Below are 16,823 nucleotides of genomic sequence, written 5' to 3' on the forward strand. Positions count from 1 at the left end.
TGATCCTGCATTCGCGAATTTCAACGGGAGAGGAAAAGCAGACGGAATGCTGACCATCAGAAGGCCGTACAGACGGTCCGGGTCCCCCGGACGCGGTATGGCGGTCGCCGCACTCGTCATGGCCGCCACCCTCTTCGGGACGACGGCGGCCGAGGCCGCCACGTCGACCGAGAGCGCCGGCACCGAGACCGGGACCACCCTCACCGAGCGGGCCGAGGTCCTCGCCGCCTGGCGCGTCGGCGGCCGGTCGACCCGGGACGCCGCGGAGCAGGCGCTCACCGGTTCCGACGCCCAGGTGAAGGCGTTCCTGGATACAGGGCTGCGGATCGCGTCCGAAGAGGACGACCGCTTCCAGGTCCTGACCCTGATGAACCAGAGCGGCCCCGGGGTCCGTGCCGCCGCGCAGCAGGCCCTGTCCGGCACCGCCGAGGACATCAGCGCCTTCCTCGCGAGCGGCTGGAAGGCACCGAACGACGACGACCTGCGGGTCGCTGTGCTGCGCGAGGTGAACACCGGCGGACGTGCCGTCCAGAAGGCCGGGCAGGCGGCGCTGAACGCCGGGACCACTGACGCCCTGGAGACGTTCCTCACCGGGGGTCTCGCGAAGGCCGTCGCCGAGGACGAGCGGGTCGAGGCCCTGGCCGTCATGAACGTCGGCGGACCGCTGGTCAAGCAGGCCGCCATGGAGGCGCTGGAGGGTGGCGCCGCCGACATCCACGAGTTCCTGGACAGCGGACAGCACACCGCGCGGGCCCGGGACCAGGAGATGCTGACGGTCTCCGAGCTCGCCGTAGTGGCCCAGCAGGCCGGCAGCAGGGCGAAGAAGGAGACCGCGGCCGCCAAGGAGGCCTCGGAGCGAGCCGTCCAGGCCGCCGAGGAGGCCAAGAAGGCCGCACAGCGTGCCGCCGCCGAGGCCGCGGCCGCGCAGGACTCCGCCCAGGCCGCCTCCAGCGCCGCGGGCCGTGCCGCGGACGCGGCGACCGCCGCGGCGACCGCCGCCCGCACCGCGATCCAGGCCGCGAACCGTGCGACGTCCGCCTCCCGCACCGCCGCGAGCGCTGCGGCCGCGGCCGCGTCGGCTGCCGCCGCGGCCGGAGACGCCGCGGCCCGGGCCTACAGCTCCGCGACCGCCGCCTCCAAGGACGCCGGCCGGGCCGAGGAGGCCAGGGTGGCGGCGAGCGCCGCCAAGAGCGCCGCGTCCAAGGCCCGTACCGCCGCGACCGCTTCGCTCAAGGCCGCGGAGGCGGTGGCGGAGTCCATAGAGGCGGGCAAGGCCGCCGTACGCGCCGGTGACCACGCCGCCGCGGCTGCCACCGCCGCCGCCGAGGCGGCCGCCCACTCCAACGTGTCCGAGGCTCAGGCCCGCCGTGCGGCGGCTGCCGCCGCCGAGGCCCGGGAGGCCGCGGCCACCGCGCGTCGGGCCGCCGCCACCGCCGAGACGATGGCTGCCAAGGCCGCCACCGCGGCCCGGGAGGCGAACGCCGCGGCCAACGCGGCCGCCGCCCACGCCGACGCCGCCGCGAAGGCCGCCGAGGAGGCGGCCGCGAACGCGGGCAAGGCCATCGACTACGCCAACAAGTCCACCGCCCATGCCAACGCCGCCCTGGCCGCCGCCGAACTGGCCTCCTCGTCCGTCGCCAAGGCGCAGGCGGTCTACGACGCCGCCCGCACCGCCGAGCAGGAGCAGCTCGCACACGACCGGGACGAAGGCGTGCTGTCCGCCGAGGCCGAGAAGAAGCGGGACGACGCCGAGCAGGTCCAGCTGCACTGGGAGCAGGTCGAGGCGCAGCAGCGGGACGCGGAGACCAAGCAGCTGATCGCGGATGCCACGGCGGCCGGGGTGGACGGCGCTGTCGCCGTGGCCAAGGGCCGCAAGGCCGCGTTGAACCTGCTCACGACCGGTGGTCCGTGGACCGTGCAGGCCGCCTCGGACGCGCTGTCCGGCAGTCCGGAGGACGTCCTCGCGTGGCTGAGCTCCAACCGGGCCGTCGCGGAGGAGCAGGACGACTCGGCCCGCGTCGCCAACCTCGCGGACAGCGGCATCGCGGGCCTGCAAGCACCCGCCGAGACCGCGCTGGCCGGCACGCACAGCGACAAGGTCGCGTTCCTGCAGACCGGCCAGCACGAGGTGCAGGCCGACAGCTACCGGATCCAGGTGCTGCAGATCTCCGAGGCCGGCGGGCCCGCGGTGAAGGCCGCCGCCTCCGCGGCCGTCGACGCCGGTACCACCGCGGCGCTGCGGGACTTCCTGGCGGCCGGGCAGTACAAGGCCCGCGAGGAGGACGACAGGGCCGACACGTTGCGGCTGCTGGACACCGGGGGCCCGGTCCAGAAGGCCACCGCCGAGGTGGCGCTGGCCGGCCCCACCTGGATGCTCCGCGACTACGTCAGCACCGTCCGGTACCGGTCGGCGAAGCTCGACCACGAGACCGACGCCCACGTGGCCGGCGTGCAGCGCGTGATCGCCCGCGCCGCGCAGATCGCGGCCGACGCCCACAAGAACGCGGCCGACGCCTCGGAAGCCGCGGCACTGGCGCGCAACGCCGCCGCCGAGGCGGTCGGCTGGGCGGACAAGGCCGACAAGTCGGCCGCCGAGGCCAAGGGGTACGCCGACGACGCGGCGGAGTCGGCGCGCAGGGCGGACGCGTCCGCCGCCGAGGCGGCCAAGTCGGCGGAGCAGGCCAGGGCTGCCGCGGACCGGGCGAGCAGCGCCGCGGCCTCGGCGACGAAGTCCGCCCGGCAGGCGGCCTCCTCGGCGGCGCAGGCCCGCACCTACGCGAACCTCGCCTACGGCTACGCCGAGCAGGCCCGGCTCAGCGCCCTGGAGGCGCTCCAGGACGCCGCGGCGGCGGCGAAGGCCGCCTCCGAGGCACTGGAGATCGCCGCGAAGAAGCAGCTGGAGGAGGATCTCGCCCGCCGCGAGGCCGACACCGCTCCCGGCGGCTCCGGGGCCGGCACGGTGGACGGCCTCAAGGAGTACGAGAACGGCTCGGTACTGCTGGAGTTCGACGGCGTCTGCTACCTCAACGGCGTGGCACTGCCCGCCGAGCAGGGCTACGGCAAGTGCGTGGACCTGGCCTGGGAGTTCGACCAGTGGCTGGGCGACTGGGCGGGCTCCATCCAGTGGGGCGGCGTCGAGGACAGCGACCAGGCGGGCCTGATGCTGCTGGCCGCCTTCTGCCACTGGGAGGACAACCGCCCCTTCGTCGACGACAACAACCGCGCCGCCTGCGGCACGCAGCTGCTGTCGATGCTCGAGGGCTCCCCGGAAGCCATGATCCTGTACGAGAACGGGATCGGCTCCGGCCTGGCCAAGCTCTTCCGCAACCTGGGCAAGAAGGTGGGCATCAAGGTCAAGCCCCCGATGTGGAACGTGGCCCAGAGCTCGGCACTGCACGAGGCGTACAAGAACATCCTCCGCAAGGAGATGGCCAAGCCGTACGTCCAGGACTCGACGCTCGCCAAGTTCGTCGACACGCTGTACCGTCCGGGAGCTCAGATCGGCAGCGGCAGCACGGCCGCGGCGGTCCGCCTGGAGCTCGCCAACAGTGTGACGGTGGGTGGCCGGACGCATTCGCAGAAGGCCAAGGACGCCATCACGTACCTGCAGAATTGGCTGTCGAAGAATCCGACGGCGGCGGCGGGCGACCGGGCCGCGGCGGAAAACCTGATTCGCGACATGCTCAACGCCCTGAACGGACTGTGATGACGACCCCAGCGTGGTACCAGGAACTGCTGGCCGTCGGCGAGGTGCTGGCGGCGGCGGACGCGTCGGAACTCGCCGCCTGGCGCGGCCCCGGTGCCGATGCCGACGGGGCGGACCCGGACGACGTCCCGCCGCTCACCGTCCGGCTCGGCACGCTCGGCCGCGCATTCGCCGAGCACGCGGCCGAGTTGAGCCCGACGCAGCGCCGTGAGGTGCTGCGCGTACTGGAGGAGGTACAGGTCTCGGGCACGGAGTCCGACGCCACGGCCGTGACGACGGGCTTCTTCGAGGCCGTGCTGTCCGCCGGGGACCGGGGCACCGACCTGCGACCGCTCTGGCCGGACCTCGGCCCCGAGTCCCGGGCCTACTGCCTGGCGTGGAACAGGTTCACCGGTGCCGAGTCACCGGACTGGATGAACTGACCTCACCGCGCGCCACCCACTCTGAGCCCCGCCGTCCCCCGACGGCGGGGCTCACTCGTGCGCCACGGAGGGGACGCGCTCCGCGAGGGAACCGGATCCCCGTGAGCGGCGAAGTACCGGTGAAAGCCCGAGCTTCAGCGCCACAGCGACGAAAGGAGCCCCGATGACCGTCCAACCAGGCGTCAGCGTGGGGCAGGACAGTGACGCCTCGGTGATCGAACGGTCGTGGGACGAGCCCGAGGCGTTCGCCGTGCTCTTCGACCGCCACGCCGACTCGGTGCACCGGTACGCGGCCCGCCGCCTCGGTGCGGAAGCCGCCGAGGACGTGATGGCGGAGACCTTCACCACCGCGTTCCAGCAGCGCTTCCGGTACCGCACGGAGTCCACCGACGCCCGCCCGTGGCTGTTCGGCATCGCGACCAACCTCATCGGCCGGCACCGGCGTGCCGAGGCCCGGCGGCTGAAGGCGCTGAGCCGGCTGCCCTCCCCCGCCCCCGGCGGGGCGCCCGGGGAGGCGGTCGCGGACCGGGTGGCGGAACGGGTCAGCGCACAGGCCCTCCGACGCGAACTCGCCGGTGCCCTCGCCCGGTTGCCCGCCCGGCACCGGGACGTGCTGCTGCTGGTGGCGTGGGCCGACCTCGGCTACGAGGAGGTCGCGGCCGCCCTGGGGGTGCCGGTGGGGACGGTCCGGTCACGGCTGCACAGGGCCCGCAGAAAAGTCCGTGAGGCATTGGGCGGATCCGATCCGACCGCACTTCGAGAGGAATCCGACGATGAATGAGCTCAAGCTCCTGAGGGAGTGGGACGCGGACGAGCCCCCGCTCACGGACGCCGCCCGCTCCCGCGCCCGCGCCCGCCTCCTCCAGGCGATGCAGGCTCCCGCCGCCGTACACACCGCCCCCACCGCACCCGCCGTCGGCCGCCGTCCGCTGCTGCGGATCGCCGTGGCCGGTGTCGCCGCGGCGGCGGTCACCGCGACCGTGGTGGTCGCCCAGGACACCGGGGAGAAGGAGCCCCGGACCCGGACGGTCAGCGCGGCCACCGTGCTGCGGGGCGCGGCGGCCGAGGCCCTGCGCACCGAGAAGCCCGTCGCCCCGCGCGACGACCAGTTCATCTACACCAAGGAGGTCGTCGAGCGCAGGCCGGTCTCCGGCGGCCCCGTGAAGAAGTGGGTCGACGAGAGCTGGAGCTCGGTCGACGGGTCGAAAAAGGGCTACGTCAGCGAGCTGGGCTACAAGCAGTGGGTGCCGAAGTTCAAGCCGGGGCAGGGCACCTGGCCGCCGTCCAAGTGGTCCGAGCTGAAGGAACTGCCGACCGACCCGCGGAAACTGACGGCCACCCTGCGCGACATGGGCGGCAAGCCGGACTACGGCCGGCCGACCACGGCCGACGAGTGGCCGATGGTCCAGATCTTCCTCTCCGGACTGCTCCGCCACTCCGTCCTGCCCAAGGGACTGCGCTCCGCGGCGTTCGAGGCGCTCGCCACCGCCCCCGGGGTCAAGGTGCTGCCGGGCCGGACCGAGTTCAACGGCCACACGGCCATCGGCGTCCGGTACGTCGTCGGCCCGCCCGGCACCTCCTGGAAGGACGGCGGGCGAACGCTGCTCTTCGACGCGAAGACGTACCAGTACCTGGGGCTGCGTGAGCGGGCCACGGCGAAGCAGGGGACCAAGGTCTACGACCAGTCGCAGTACGTCGTCGCCGGCGGCGTCGTGGACCGCGTGTTCCAGCGCCCCTGAGCCGAGGGCCCTACGAGTGGCCCAGTTCCGCCGCCGCCTCGTCCGCGGTCTCCGGCACCGAGCCGGAGTCCCGGGCGGGGCGCAGCGGGAAGGGGTCCACCCGGGTCTCGTCGATCACCGGCGGGGCCGGCTGGGGCGGCTTCGGCATGACCGCGGCCTCCGAGTGGCCGCCGCAGCCGTACGACAGGGAGACCACGCGGCCGTCCGCCGGGGCGAACTCGTTGGCGCACAGACCGAAGGCCTGCCCCAGGGAGCCGCCCAGCGGGACCAGGAAGCCGCAGCTGACGCAGGGCGCCGGGGCCGCCTGGGCCATCGGGGTCTTCGCGCCGAAGGAGTCCTCCCAGCGGTCGGCGGCGACATGCAGGCCGTAGCGGGACAGCACCCGGGCCCGGCGCATGCCGAGCTCCTCGGCGACCGAGGCGATCGAACCGCGGGACGGCACGACCGGGAGGTGGGAGGGCGTGCCCGCGGTGAGCTCCGCGTCCTCGGCCTCGACCAGTTCGGCCATCTCCTCGGAGACCGGCGCGTTCGGCAGCGGTTCGTCCTCGCCGGTGTAGCCGGGCTCCAGGCGCAGGTCCTCGGCGTCGGTGGGCAGCAGGTCGCCGGGGCCCATGTCGCCGGGGCGCAGGCGCTCGCTCCAGGGCACCCACTCGGGGGCGAGGAGCGCGTCCGGGCCGGGCAGGAGGACGACCTCGTCCAGGGTGACGGTCTTGGCCCGGGAGGCGCGCGCCACCGTCACGGCCCAGCGCCAGCCGCGGTAGCCGAGCTCCTTGCACTCGAAGAAGTGCGTGACGACACGATCGCCCTCGGAGACCAGGCCCGCGTGCTCACCCACCACCCCGGGCGCGGCGGCCTCCTCGGCGGCGGCGCGGGCGAGGTCGACGGCCTCGGCGCACTGGCGGTCGGGGGTGCGGCTTCGCGTTGTCGCTGCGCTCACAGGTATCGCTTCTCTCCTACGCCGTCACTCGGGTGCGCCGGCCTGAAGGCGGTGGGTGCGGACGGAGCGGACCGAAGGACCGCGTCGACGTCCGCGCCCGATCGCGCTCGGGCGCACCTGCTGGAATCCATTCTGCGGGATGTCCGAGAGGCGCGCGGCCGAGAACGTTCGCCACGGCGCGCTACGCACGCTACCTGTTCGCCGCCGCTCGGCCTACACCGACGTGATGGTTCGTTGCTCCCGGAGGGGCCCAGGAGGCGCTTCATATGCGTTCATACGCGCGGTAACCGCACTACTCACAGCTTTCTCGGGGCACTATGACGGGGTGGCAGCCACGAGGACACCCCAGGGAGCCACCGGGATCGGTGGCGGGTCGGGCCGGATGACAGGGTCCGTCCGTGCCGTGGGCCGTGCCCTGCACTTCCCGTTCACCGGTACGGCCCGCGGGATCCGCAAGGCGACCCACGCGCACGGCGCGGGCGAGTCCGGCCTCGGCAAGCTGATCGAACTGCACGCCGTCAACGGCGCCGGGGACGTGATGATCACCGTCGCGCTCGCCTCGACGGTGTTCTTCTCGGTGCCGACCGACGAGGCCCGCGGGCGCGTCGCGCTCTACCTCGCCATCACCATGGCGCCCTTCACGGTCCTCGCGCCGGTGATCGGCCCGCTCCTGGACCGCCTGCCGCACGGCCGCCGCGCGGCCATGGCGGGCGCGATGCTGGCCCGCGCGATGCTCGCGCTGATCATCTCCGGGGCGGTCGCCACCGGCAGTCTGGAGCTGTATCCGGCGGCCCTCGGCGTACTGGTGGCCTCGAAGGCGTACGGCGTCGTCAGAAGCGCGGTCGTGCCCCGTCTGCTCCCACCCCGCTTCTCCCTCGTCAAGGCCAACTCGCGCGTCACCCTCGGCGGCCTCCTCGCGACCGGCATCGCGGCACCCGTCGGCGCGGGGCTCCAGGCCATCGGACCGCGCTGGCCGCTCTACGGCGCCTTCGTGATCTTCATCGCCGGTACGTTCCTGTCGTTCTCGCTGCCCCCGAAGGTCGACTCGGCCAAGGGCGAGGACGTGGCGCTGCTCGCCGCCGACGAGGCACATCTGCACGGCCCGCACCTCAAGCCGGTCAAGCGCCCCGGGCTGCGCACGGTCGGCACCGCCGTCACCCACGCCCTCGGCGCGAACGCCGCCCTGCGCTGGCTCTCCGGCTTCCTCACCTTCTTCCTCGCCTTCCTGCTGCGCGAGCACCCCCTGACCGGCGAGAGCGCGGCGGTGTCCCTGGGCCTGGTGGCGGTGTCGGCGGGCGCGGGCAACGCGCTCGGTACGGCGGTCGGGGCGTGGCTGAAGTCGAAGGCGCCGGAGATCATCATCGTGACGGTGGTGGCCATCGTGCTGGGCGCGGCGATCACCGCGGCGATCTTCTTCGGGGCGTTCCTGGTGGCGTGTCTGGCGGCCGTCGCCGGTTTCGCGCAGGCCCTGTCCAAGCTGTCCCTGGACGCGCTGATCCAGCGGGACGTGCCGGAACTGGTCCGCACCTCCGCCTTCGCCCGCTCCGAGACCCTGCTCCAGGTGTCCTGGGTGTTCGGCGGCGCGGTCGGCATCGTGATGCCCCTGAACGGCTACCTCGGTCTCTCGGTGGCCGCCGCCGTGGTCGCCGCGGGCTGGCTGGCCACCGCCAAGGGGCTGATCGCCTCGGCCCGGCACGGCAGCGGGCCCCGGGCGCGAGTGGCGTAACGAACAGGGCTCGCCGCACCCCGCATAGAGGGACCGCTGTACCCGCCCGATAGCCTTCCGCCATGACCACGCTGCAATCCGTAGTGCGACGCCGCCGCGCCGTCGCCGCCGCCGGCCTCGTTTCCGCCGGACTGCTCGTCCTGTCGGCCTGCGACAAGCCGACGCCGCGCGTCACCGTCACGGTCGGTTCGACCTCGGTGAGCTCCGAGGCCACCTGCTACGACGACGGCAAGGACCTCGGCCAGGCGAAGGCCACCAAGTGCGCCCTGGAGAAGTCCGACGTCAAGACGATCAAGGTCCCGCAGAGCGAGACCCTGCGCGTCGGCGTCGACCCCGAGATCGCGGACACCGGCTGGGCGCTGTGGATCAACGGCCAGCAGATGACGTACGCGTACAAGAAGACGTACTACGCCTTCGACGGGGTGGACCTCTTCGCCCAGCAGCAGGGCCAGGCCCCGCAGAAGACGCTGTACATCAGCATCGTCGAGCAGGACAAGACGACCTCGGGCCAGAGCAAGGAACACAAGGGCGTCTGGAACTTCAAGCTGGAGAACGCCGACTACTGATCCGTCGGAGCCGTACCTGATGCGCATCCTCGTGGCCACCGCCGTCCCCGCCGAACGGGACGCGGTGGCCCGCGCGTTGCCGGGGGCACCCATCGACTGCCTCGCCGTGGGCGTCGGGCCCGCACGGGCCGCCGCCCGTACCGCAGCCGCCCTCGCCGCCGCCCCCTACGGCCTCGTCGTCTCGGCCGGCATCGGCGGTGGCTTCGCACCGCACGCCCCGGTCGGCTCCCTCGTCGTCGCCGACGAGATCACCGCGGCGGACCTGGGCGCCGAGACCGCGGACGGGTTCGTGCCGGTGACCGAGCTGGGCTTCGGGGCCGTCAGTCACCGTCCGCCGGAAGCACTCGTACGGGAGGCGGCGGCCGCCACCGGAGCCCGGGTCGGGGCCGTCCTGACCGTCTCCACGGTCACCGGCACGGCCGCCCGGGCCGCCGCCCTCCGCGAGCGCCACCCCACCGCCCTCGCCGAGGCCATGGAGGGCTTCGGGGTCGCCGAGGCGGCCGTCGCCCGGGATCTGCCGGTGCTGGAGATCCGCGCCGTGTCCAACCCGGTCGGGCCCCGCGACCGGGCCGCCTGGCGCATCGGCGACGCGCTCACGGCCCTGACGGAGGGCTTCGGGAAGCTGGCGCCCGTACTGGAGAGTTGGAAGCAGCATGACTGAGTCCTCGCAGCCTTCGCAGCCTTTGCAGATCGCGTACTCGCCCTGCCCGAACGACACCTTCGTCTTCGACGCGCTGGCCCACGGCCGCGTCCCCGGGGCGCCCGCGCTGGACGTGACCTTCGCCGACATCGACATCACCAACGGCATGGCGGAGCGCGGTGAGTTCGACGTGCTGAAGGTGTCGTACGCCGTGCTGCCGTACGTCCTCGACGAGTACGCGCTGCTGCCGTGCGGGGGCGCGCTGGGCCGGGGCTGCGGGCCGCTGGTGCTCACCCGGGAGGCCGGGGTGGAGCTGACCGGCCGCAGGGTCGCGGTGCCGTCCGAGCGGTCCACGGCGTATCTGCTGTTCCGGCTGTGGGCGGCGGACGTGCTGGAGGGCAAGGTCGGGGAGATCGTGGTGATGCCGTTCCACGAGATCATGCCGGCCGTGCGGGACGGGCAGGTCGACGCGGGACTGGTGATCCACGAGGCCCGGTTCACGTACCAGAACTACGGGCTGCACAAGCTCGCCGACATGGGCGAGCACTGGGAGTCCACCACCGGGCTGCCGATCCCGCTGGGCGCGATCATCGCCAAACGGTCGCTGGGAACGGAGAGGCTGTCCTCGCTCGCCGACTCCATCCGCGCTTCCGTACGGGCCGCCTGGGACGCGCCCGAGGTCTCGCGGCCCTACGTCATGGCGCACGCGCAGGAGATGGACCCCGCCGTCGCCGACCAGCACATCGGCCTGTACGTCAACGAGTTCACCGCCGACCTGGGCGAGGACGGCTACGCGGCGGTCCGGGGGCTGCTCACCCGCGCGGCGGCGGAGGGGCTGGTGCCGGCCCTGGGGCCGGACGCGCTGTCGTTCACCTGACGGGCTGCTGCGGCCACTGGGCCAGTTTCAGCATGCCCAGCACCCGGTGGATCAGGAAGCCCGCCAGCGGCAGCTCCACGCACACCGCCAGGGCCACCGACCACCACACGTCCGGGGTGCCCAGGGCCAGCGACACGTCGAACCACGCGTCGCACAGCAGCAGGGCCCCGGTCGCGACGGCCGCCACCACGACCGCCCGGTGGCGGCGCCAGCCGAGGACGGCCGTGGCGGCCATGGCGAGCAGGAGCAGGACGTCGAAGCCGACCCAGGTGGTGCGCCACTGACGGACCGTGTAGCCGCTCGGCAGCGTGAAGGCCAGCAGGACCGTCCACGGGACGAGGCCCACGGCGCACACGGTGAGCAGCTCCAGGGTGTGCCGGCGCTGCCGCCGGATGCGCTCCAGCAGCTGGGCGGACGGCTCCTCGGCCCGAACCTCGCTCACTACACGTCGAGTTGGTCGGCGACCGCGCGCAGCAGGCCGGCGATCTTCTTGCCCGCCGCCTTGTCGGGGTAGCGGCCGCGCTCCAGCATCGGCGTGATGTTCTCCAGGAGGGTCGTCAGGTCCTGGACGATGGAGGCCAGTTCGTCGGGCTTCTTGCGGGTGGCCGCCGCGACCGAGGGCGTGGGGTCGAGGATGGCGACCGAGAGGGCCTGGTCGCCACGCTGCCCGGCGACCACTCCGAACTCCACCCGCTGTCCGGGCTTCAGTGTCTCGACTCCGGCGGGGAGGACCGAGGAATGGACGAAGACGTCACCGCCGTCGTCACGGGAGAGAAAGCCGAAGCCCTTCTCACTGTTGAACCACTTGACCTTGCCGGTAGGCACGTCTGTCCTCGTCCTCGTACTCGTCGGAAAACTGCTTCTGAAACGGCTCTTGATAGCACTGGGGCGGGTCGTCGGGACCCGCCGGTACCAAGGCTAATGGTCTTCAGGCCGGTGACAAGACGTCGCCCGGTTGTTCCTTCGCGCAGGGAACTACCCTGGTCCGGTGCGTGACAAAACCCAAACGAATTCCGCCGCTCCCGGTGACCGATTGATCCGTACCGGAGCTGTCGTCTTCTTCATCGGTGCGGTGGCCACTCTGGTCACCGTGGCCCCGTTCCTGCTCGGAACGACGCCTTTTCCGACGTACATGTTCGGATTGAGCATGCTCATGGCCGTCGGTTTCGTGGTGGCCGGGGCGGGCGTGCTGCAATCGGTCGCGGCCGGAAGGCGTCAGGCGCGGGCCGGAAGGCAGTCCGCACGGTAGTCCGAAAACCAACCCGGGAACTCCGTGAGATCACCGAGGACGACTTCCGCGCCCGCCTCGGTCAGTTCCTCGGCGCTGCACGGCCCGGTGGCCACCGCGACCGACAGCGCCTTCGCGATCCGCGCCCCGCGCACATCGCCGGTGTGGTCGCCGACGTACACGCTCGCGCCGTGCTCGCGCAGCGCCTCGCCCTTCTGCTCGGCCCACAGGTTGCCGATCACCGCGTCCGGCGCGAGGCCCAGGTGCTCCATGTGCAGCTCGGCGTTGGGCTGCCACTTGGCGGTCACGACGATCGCCCGCCCGCCGGCCGCCTGTACGGCGTCGACGGCCTCGCGGGCGCCGGGCATCGCCAGGGTGCCGGTGATCGCGTACGCCGGGTACAGCTCGCGGTAGAGGTCCGCCATCTCCGGGATCTGCTCGGCCGGGAACCAGTACGCCATCTCCTCGGCCAGCGGCGGCCCGAGCCGCGTGACCACCAGGTCGGCGTCGACGTACGTCCCCGTCCGCTCGGACAGCTCCACCCAGCAGGCGTGGATGCCGGGGCGGGAGTCTATGAGCGTCATGTCGAGATCGAAGCCGACGGTGGGACCGGGGGCGGGGATGCTTGTAGAGGCCATATGGGCCATTGTGCCCGGGCGACAGAACGGCCGGACAGCGATTTCCGACGCCCTGGGCCGGCCGCCACGGCGATACGACCGTGGGGCAGCGCCTTCCGGCGGCCCGGCGGGGCCGCTGCCGCGGTAGGGCTCCCGGCAGCGGACTCCTGGGCCCTCACGCGGGCTGCGGCAGTACCCCCGCGGAGCGGCGAACTCCTGCGGCCCGACGCGGCCGCTGCCGCGGTAGGGCTCCCGGCAGCGGCCTTCCGGAACCTCACGCGGGCTGCGGCAGTACCCCCGCGGGGCGGCCGATCTCCTGCGGCCTGACGCGGCCGCTGCCGCGGCAGGACTCCCGGCAGCGGCCTTCCGGAACCTCACGCGGGCTGCAGCAGTACCCCCGCGGGGCGGCCGATCTCCTGCGGTCCGACGTGGCCGCTGCCGCGGTGGTGACCCGGCGACAGCCTTCCGGACCCTCACGCGGGCTGCGGCGGTACGACCGTGGGGCAGCGCCTTCCGGCGGCCTGACGCCGCCGCTGCCGCGGTAGGGGCCTCGGTAGCGGTCCTGCGTGGGTCAGCGTGGTGGCGTCGCGGCTACCGGTGCCGCTGGGAGCGCCACACCAGGAACAGGGCCGAGGCCACGGCCGCGCCTCGCACCACCCAGGGCCAGGTCTCGGCGATCGCGTCGTTCATGTGGCCCTGGGCGATGGGCTCGCCCCAGCGGCCCTCGTTGCGGCCCCACAGCCAGACCACGCCCGCGGTGAGGGAGAGGCCGGGCAGGATCACGACCGCCCACTTCGTCTCCTCGTCGGTGAGGCGGCGGGAGGCCCAGGCGATGAGCCAGCCCACGATCAGGACGAGCAGGTTGCCGAGCACAGCACCGGCGACGAGGAGGGCGGCGGCGAGCAGGAGCAGGGGGTTGCTCCAGCTTCCCGCTCCCGAGGCGCCGAACAGGCGGCGCCGGACCGGGACGGCCTCGACCACCGGCTCCACGGCCTTCGTGCGGGGCCGCCACCAGGCCGTGCGGGTCTTCGGGGCGGGCACCTGCGCCGCGGGCTGCTCGACAACCGGCTCGGGCTTCTTCTCCTCCTTCGGCGGCGGAGGCTTCAGCAGCTCCGGGATCTCCACCCCGCCCACGAAGCCCGGCACGCTGTCGCCGACACCGAAGGGGCTGTCGTCCACCCGCCACCAGTCGGGCTGCGTCGCGGGGTCACCGAGTTCGTCCAGGCCGGCCGAGTGGGGACCGTGGGAGACGGCCGGGTCGGGGGGCGGCGAGTCGGCGGGACGCGGACGGGGCACCATCTTGCGCAGCCCCGTCCGCCGCTCCCCGTCGTCCTCCTGCGCATCCCGGTCCCGCTGCACGGGCATGGAGACGACCGGCGCCTGCGGGGCGCCGGCCGCGGATCCGCCCGCGGCGGTCACCACCTCGTCGGGGCTGCCCAGTCGGGCGATGATCCGGCGGACGGCGGCGGGCGAGTCCACCGGTGCCTTGGCGCGCCGCCGGTCGATCTCGTTGCGCAGCTCGGAGACCAGCCGCATACGGGTCGACGACGGCAACTGCCGCTGCTGGGCCACGTCGCCGACGCGGCTCAGATACTCGTAGACGACCTGGTCGCTCTCGATACCCACGAAGTCCCCTCCGGGGCGGGTGCGTTGGATACCCCGTGGGACGAAACTAGCGCAGGTCGGGTGCGACAGGCCCGTGCGGGGGACCGCAGGTCAGCGATATCCGGTCCGCCCCGGCGGGCGCCCCTGCCCGGCCCGGGCACCCGCTACCGTTGGTCGGATGAGCAACCCGGCCGTACCGCCGCGCTCCCTCGCGGAAGCGCTCCGGGCCAGGGACGACGACTCCCTGGCCGCGCTTCTGCGTGCCCGCCCCGACCTCATCACCCCCGTGCCGACCGACCTCACCCAGCTCGCCACCCGGGCCGGGACACGGGCGTCGGTGGTGCGGGCGCTGGAGCGGCTGGACCTGTTCGCGCTGCGGACGGCGGAGGCGCTGGCGGTGGCGGCGGACCCGGCGCCGTACGGCGAACTGGAGCGGCTGCTGACCGGTGACGCGGGCGACCCGGCCGTCTCGGCGGCGCTGCCCCGCGCGCTCGGCACCCTGCGGGAGCAGGCCCTGGTCTGGGGCGACGACGACCGGCTCCGGCTGGTCCGCACCGCCCGTGAGCTGCTCGCGCCGTCGCCGCAGCATCCCTCGCCGACCGGGCTCGGGCCGACCGTGCAGGAGGCCACGGCCGGGATGTCGCCGGGCCGCATCCAGGACATCGTGACGGCGGCGGGGCTCGGCTCGACGCACGACGCGGTGTCGGCGGTGGCGTCGCTGACGGCCCTGTTCACGGACCGGAAGCGGATGTCGGCGCTGCTCGCCGGGCTCCCGGAGGAGTCACGGGAGGTGCTGTCCCGGCTGGTCTGGGGGCCGCCGTACGGCCAGGTCACCGCCGACCCGGCGTCCCATCTGCGCCGCCTGCTGGACCTGGGGCTGCTGGTGCCGACGGCGCCCGGGACGGTCGTACTGCCGCGGGAGGTTGCCCTGCACCTGCGGGGCGGGCGGGCCCACCGCGCGGTGGAGCCGCTGCCGCCGGCCGTGGAGCCCGCGACCACGCACCGTCCACAGGTTGTGGACGCGACGGCGGCCGGGCAGGCGTACACCGCGCTCGCGACCGTCGAGGAGCTGCTGAAGGACTGGGACGAGGGCGGGCCCGCGGTCCTGCGGGCGGGCGGTCTGAGCGTGCGCGACCTCAAGCGCACGGCGGTCGCGCTGGACGTCTCGGAGCCGGTCGCGGCCTTCTGGGTCGAGCTGGCGTACGCGGCGGGCCTGGTGGCCTCCGACGGCGAGGCCGACGAGCGGTACGCGGCGACCCCGGCCCACGACGAGTGGCTGGAGCAGCCGCCCGCCCAGCGCTGGGCGCGGCTGGCGGAGGCCTGGCTGACGGCCACCCGGACCCCGGGGCTGGTGGGCGGGCGGGACGCGAAGGACCGCACCCTGTCGGCGCTGGGCCCGGGACTGGACCGCGGCGCGGCCCCGGAGGTACGGCACCGGGTGCTGACGCTGCTGGCGGGACTGCCGGAGGGGGCCTCGCCGTCGGCCGAGTCCGTGCTCGCCCGGCTGCGCTGGGAGCGGCCGCAGCGCCGGGAGGAGGACCTGCGCTCGCGGCTCGCCGAGTGGACGCTGAAGGAGGCGGAGCTGCTGGGGGTGACCGGGCGGGGGGCGCTGTCGGGGCACGGGCGGGCGCTGCTGGGCGCGGCCGCGCCGCGGACGCCGGACACCGACGCGAGGACCCCGGAGCCGCGGGGTCCCGGGGACAAGCTCCCCGTGCATCACCGCCCCGCCGCCGTCCCCGAGCCCCTCTCCGCCGCCGAGCTGGCCACCGCCTCCGCCACGGCGGCCCGGCTGCTCGCCCCGCTGCTGCCCGAGCCCCTCGACCACGTCCTGCTCCAGGCCGACCTGACGGCGGTGGCCCCCGGTCCGCTGCGGCGGCCGCTGGCCGACGTGCTGGACGTCCTGGCGGACGTGGAGTCGAAGGGCGGGGCGACGGTGTACCGCTTCACGCCGGGGTCGGTGCGCCGCGCCCTGGACGCCGGGCAGTCCGCCTCCGACCTGCACGCCTTCCTCGCCGCGCACTCCCGGACACCGGTCCCGCAGCCGCTGACGTATCTGATCGACGACGTGGCCCGACGGCACGGCCACCTGCGGGTCGGCGCGGCCTCGGCGTACGTCCGCTGCGACGACGACGCCCTGCTCAACGAGATCCTCGCCGACAAACGCGCCGCCGGGCTGCGCCTGCGCCGTCTCGCCCCGACGGTGCTGGCCGCCCAGGCCGACCCGGCCTCGCTCCTCGAGGGCCTGCGCGCGATGGGCTTCGCCCCGGCCGCCGAGTCCGCCGAGGGCGACGTCCTGATCACCCGCGCGCACGCCCACCGCACCCCGCCGCGCACTGCCCCCGAGCCGGTCCCGGACGGTCCCCCGGTCCCCGACGCGACGCTCCTCGCCGCCGCGATCCGGGCGGTCCGGGCGGGCGACCTCGCCTCCACCGCCCCCCGCAAACCGACCGACCAGCCCCCGCTCGCCGCCGGCGAACTCCCCCGCACCAGCTCCGCCGAGACCCTCGCCACCATGCAGGCCGCCGTCCTCACCGGCGAGGCCCTCTGGATCGGCTATGTCAACGCCGAGGGCTCGGCCAGCCAGCGGGTCATCGCCCCCATCCGGGTGGAGGGCGGCTTCGTGACGGCCTACGACCACACGGCGGACGAGGTCCGGACGTATCCGCTGCACCGGGTGACGGGGGTGGCGGAGTTGGCGGAGGAGTGAGGGGGCGTATCAGCGGCGGCTGCGCCTGAGCTCAGCAGGAGCCGACCGCCTGA

Annotated in this window: 15 protein-coding genes; 10 read left to right on the forward strand and 5 right to left on the reverse strand. The window is 73.9% G+C overall.

Translation table 11 applies throughout. From position 1 onward, the window contains the following. The first annotated feature begins 97 nt into the window (after positions 1–97). The 4 genes from AC2XR2_RS20400 (at position 98) to AC2XR2_RS20415 (ending at position 5,867) form a co-directional block, all read left to right on the forward strand. Positions 98–3,706 carry an ALF repeat-containing protein gene (locus AC2XR2_RS20400; protein WP_449349134.1) on the forward strand — a complete coding sequence of 1,203 codons (3,609 nt, stop codon included), beginning with the start codon at positions 98–100 and terminating at the stop codon, positions 3,704–3,706. Further along, entirely contained in the window at positions 3,706–4,128 is a 423-nt protein-coding gene (locus AC2XR2_RS20405) for a hypothetical protein (protein ID WP_449353641.1), read from the forward strand. Before AC2XR2_RS20400 ends, AC2XR2_RS20405 begins: the two co-directional genes overlap by 1 nt. A 163-nt stretch (positions 4,129–4,291) precedes the next feature. Then, positions 4,292–4,909 carry an RNA polymerase sigma factor gene (locus AC2XR2_RS20410; protein WP_381299669.1) on the forward strand — a complete coding sequence of 206 codons (618 nt, stop codon included), beginning with the start codon at positions 4,292–4,294 and terminating at the stop codon, positions 4,907–4,909. Next, positions 4,902–5,867 (forward strand): CU044_5270 family protein, encoded by a 966-nt coding sequence (locus tag AC2XR2_RS20415; RefSeq protein ID WP_381299670.1) that lies wholly within the window; start codon positions 4,902–4,904, stop codon positions 5,865–5,867. The genes AC2XR2_RS20410 and AC2XR2_RS20415 overlap by 8 nt, the downstream gene beginning before the upstream one ends. 10 nt (positions 5,868–5,877) lie before the next feature. Here AC2XR2_RS20415 and AC2XR2_RS20420 read toward each other — a convergent pair whose 3' ends face one another. Then, the gene (locus AC2XR2_RS20420; RefSeq protein WP_381299671.1) at positions 5,878–6,804 is read right to left on the reverse strand and encodes a DUF3027 domain-containing protein; all 927 of its coding nucleotides are present in this window, start codon (positions 6,802–6,804) and stop codon (positions 5,878–5,880) included. Between the two features lie 382 nt (positions 6,805–7,186). On the opposite strand from AC2XR2_RS20420, the gene AC2XR2_RS20425 reads away from it, so the two are divergent. The 4 genes from AC2XR2_RS20425 (at position 7,187) to AC2XR2_RS20440 (ending at position 10,613) form a co-directional block, all read left to right on the forward strand. Then, on the forward strand, positions 7,187–8,530 hold the full coding sequence (locus AC2XR2_RS20425) for an MFS transporter (RefSeq protein ID WP_381299672.1): 1,344 nt from the start codon (positions 7,187–7,189) through the stop codon (positions 8,528–8,530). Positions 8,531–8,592: 62 nt separating this feature from the next. Beyond that, complete coding sequence (locus AC2XR2_RS20430) at positions 8,593–9,096, forward strand: hypothetical protein (RefSeq protein WP_330266106.1); 504 nt, start codon at positions 8,593–8,595, stop codon at positions 9,094–9,096. Positions 9,097–9,115: 19 nt separating this feature from the next. Then, positions 9,116–9,757, forward strand: a complete 642-nt coding sequence (locus AC2XR2_RS20435) for a futalosine hydrolase (RefSeq protein WP_491515930.1) — start codon at positions 9,116–9,118, stop codon at positions 9,755–9,757. Beyond that, the gene (locus tag AC2XR2_RS20440) at positions 9,750–10,613 is read left to right on the forward strand and encodes a 1,4-dihydroxy-6-naphtoate synthase (RefSeq protein ID WP_449352757.1); all 864 of its coding nucleotides are present in this window, start codon (positions 9,750–9,752) and stop codon (positions 10,611–10,613) included. The genes AC2XR2_RS20435 and AC2XR2_RS20440 overlap by 8 nt, the downstream gene beginning before the upstream one ends. On the opposite strand, the gene AC2XR2_RS20445 is transcribed toward AC2XR2_RS20440, so the two are convergent. Beyond that, positions 10,606–11,055 carry a hypothetical protein gene (locus AC2XR2_RS20445; RefSeq protein ID WP_449352756.1) on the reverse strand — a complete coding sequence of 150 codons (450 nt, stop codon included), beginning with the start codon at positions 11,053–11,055 and terminating at the stop codon, positions 10,606–10,608. The genes AC2XR2_RS20440 and AC2XR2_RS20445 overlap by 8 nt on opposite strands. Next, the gene (locus AC2XR2_RS20450; RefSeq protein ID WP_020140317.1) at positions 11,055–11,438 is read right to left on the reverse strand and encodes a cold-shock protein; all 384 of its coding nucleotides are present in this window, start codon (positions 11,436–11,438) and stop codon (positions 11,055–11,057) included. Before AC2XR2_RS20450 ends, AC2XR2_RS20445 begins: the two co-directional genes overlap by 1 nt. 163 nt (positions 11,439–11,601) lie before the next feature. On the opposite strand from AC2XR2_RS20450, the gene AC2XR2_RS20455 reads away from it, so the two are divergent. Continuing rightward, on the forward strand, positions 11,602–11,862 hold the full coding sequence (locus tag AC2XR2_RS20455) for a hypothetical protein (RefSeq protein WP_123761537.1): 261 nt from the start codon (positions 11,602–11,604) through the stop codon (positions 11,860–11,862). On the opposite strand, the gene AC2XR2_RS20460 is transcribed toward AC2XR2_RS20455, so the two are convergent. Next, entirely contained in the window at positions 11,829–12,479 is a 651-nt protein-coding gene (locus AC2XR2_RS20460; RefSeq protein ID WP_330266096.1) for an HAD family hydrolase, read from the reverse strand. The genes AC2XR2_RS20455 and AC2XR2_RS20460 overlap by 34 nt on opposite strands. A 570-nt stretch (positions 12,480–13,049) precedes the next feature. Then, on the reverse strand, positions 13,050–14,084 hold the full coding sequence (locus AC2XR2_RS20465; protein WP_491515931.1) for a hypothetical protein: 1,035 nt from the start codon (positions 14,082–14,084) through the stop codon (positions 13,050–13,052). Between the two features lie 157 nt (positions 14,085–14,241). On the opposite strand from AC2XR2_RS20465, the gene AC2XR2_RS20470 reads away from it, so the two are divergent. Beyond that, entirely contained in the window at positions 14,242–16,770 is a 2,529-nt protein-coding gene (locus AC2XR2_RS20470; RefSeq protein WP_491515932.1) for a helicase-associated domain-containing protein, read from the forward strand. Positions 16,771–16,823 lie beyond the last annotated feature (53 nt).

This window comes from Streptomyces sp. LS-MS-L19 (assembly GCF_058382285.1).

Coding starts and splice junctions, on each gene's coding strand:
- AC2XR2_RS20470 (WP_491515932.1), top strand. CDS start 14,242: ATGAGCAACCCGGCCGTACCGCCGCGCTCCCTCGCGGAAGCGCTCCGG.
- AC2XR2_RS20430 (WP_330266106.1), top strand. CDS start 8,593: ATGACCACGCTGCAATCCGTAGTGCGACGCCGCCGCGCCGTCGCCGCC.
- AC2XR2_RS20400 (WP_449349134.1), top strand. CDS start 98: ATGGCGGTCGCCGCACTCGTCATGGCCGCCACCCTCTTCGGGACGACG.
- AC2XR2_RS20460 (WP_330266096.1), bottom strand. CDS start 12,479: ATGGCCTCTACAAGCATCCCCGCCCCCGGTCCCACCGTCGGCTTCGAT.
- AC2XR2_RS20410 (WP_381299669.1), top strand. CDS start 4,292: ATGACCGTCCAACCAGGCGTCAGCGTGGGGCAGGACAGTGACGCCTCG.
- AC2XR2_RS20435 (WP_491515930.1), top strand. CDS start 9,116: ATGCGCATCCTCGTGGCCACCGCCGTCCCCGCCGAACGGGACGCGGTG.
- AC2XR2_RS20440 (WP_449352757.1), top strand. CDS start 9,750: ATGACTGAGTCCTCGCAGCCTTCGCAGCCTTTGCAGATCGCGTACTCG.
- AC2XR2_RS20405 (WP_449353641.1), top strand. CDS start 3,706: ATGACGACCCCAGCGTGGTACCAGGAACTGCTGGCCGTCGGCGAGGTG.
- AC2XR2_RS20415 (WP_381299670.1), top strand. CDS start 4,902: ATGAATGAGCTCAAGCTCCTGAGGGAGTGGGACGCGGACGAGCCCCCG.
- AC2XR2_RS20425 (WP_381299672.1), top strand. CDS start 7,187: ATGACAGGGTCCGTCCGTGCCGTGGGCCGTGCCCTGCACTTCCCGTTC.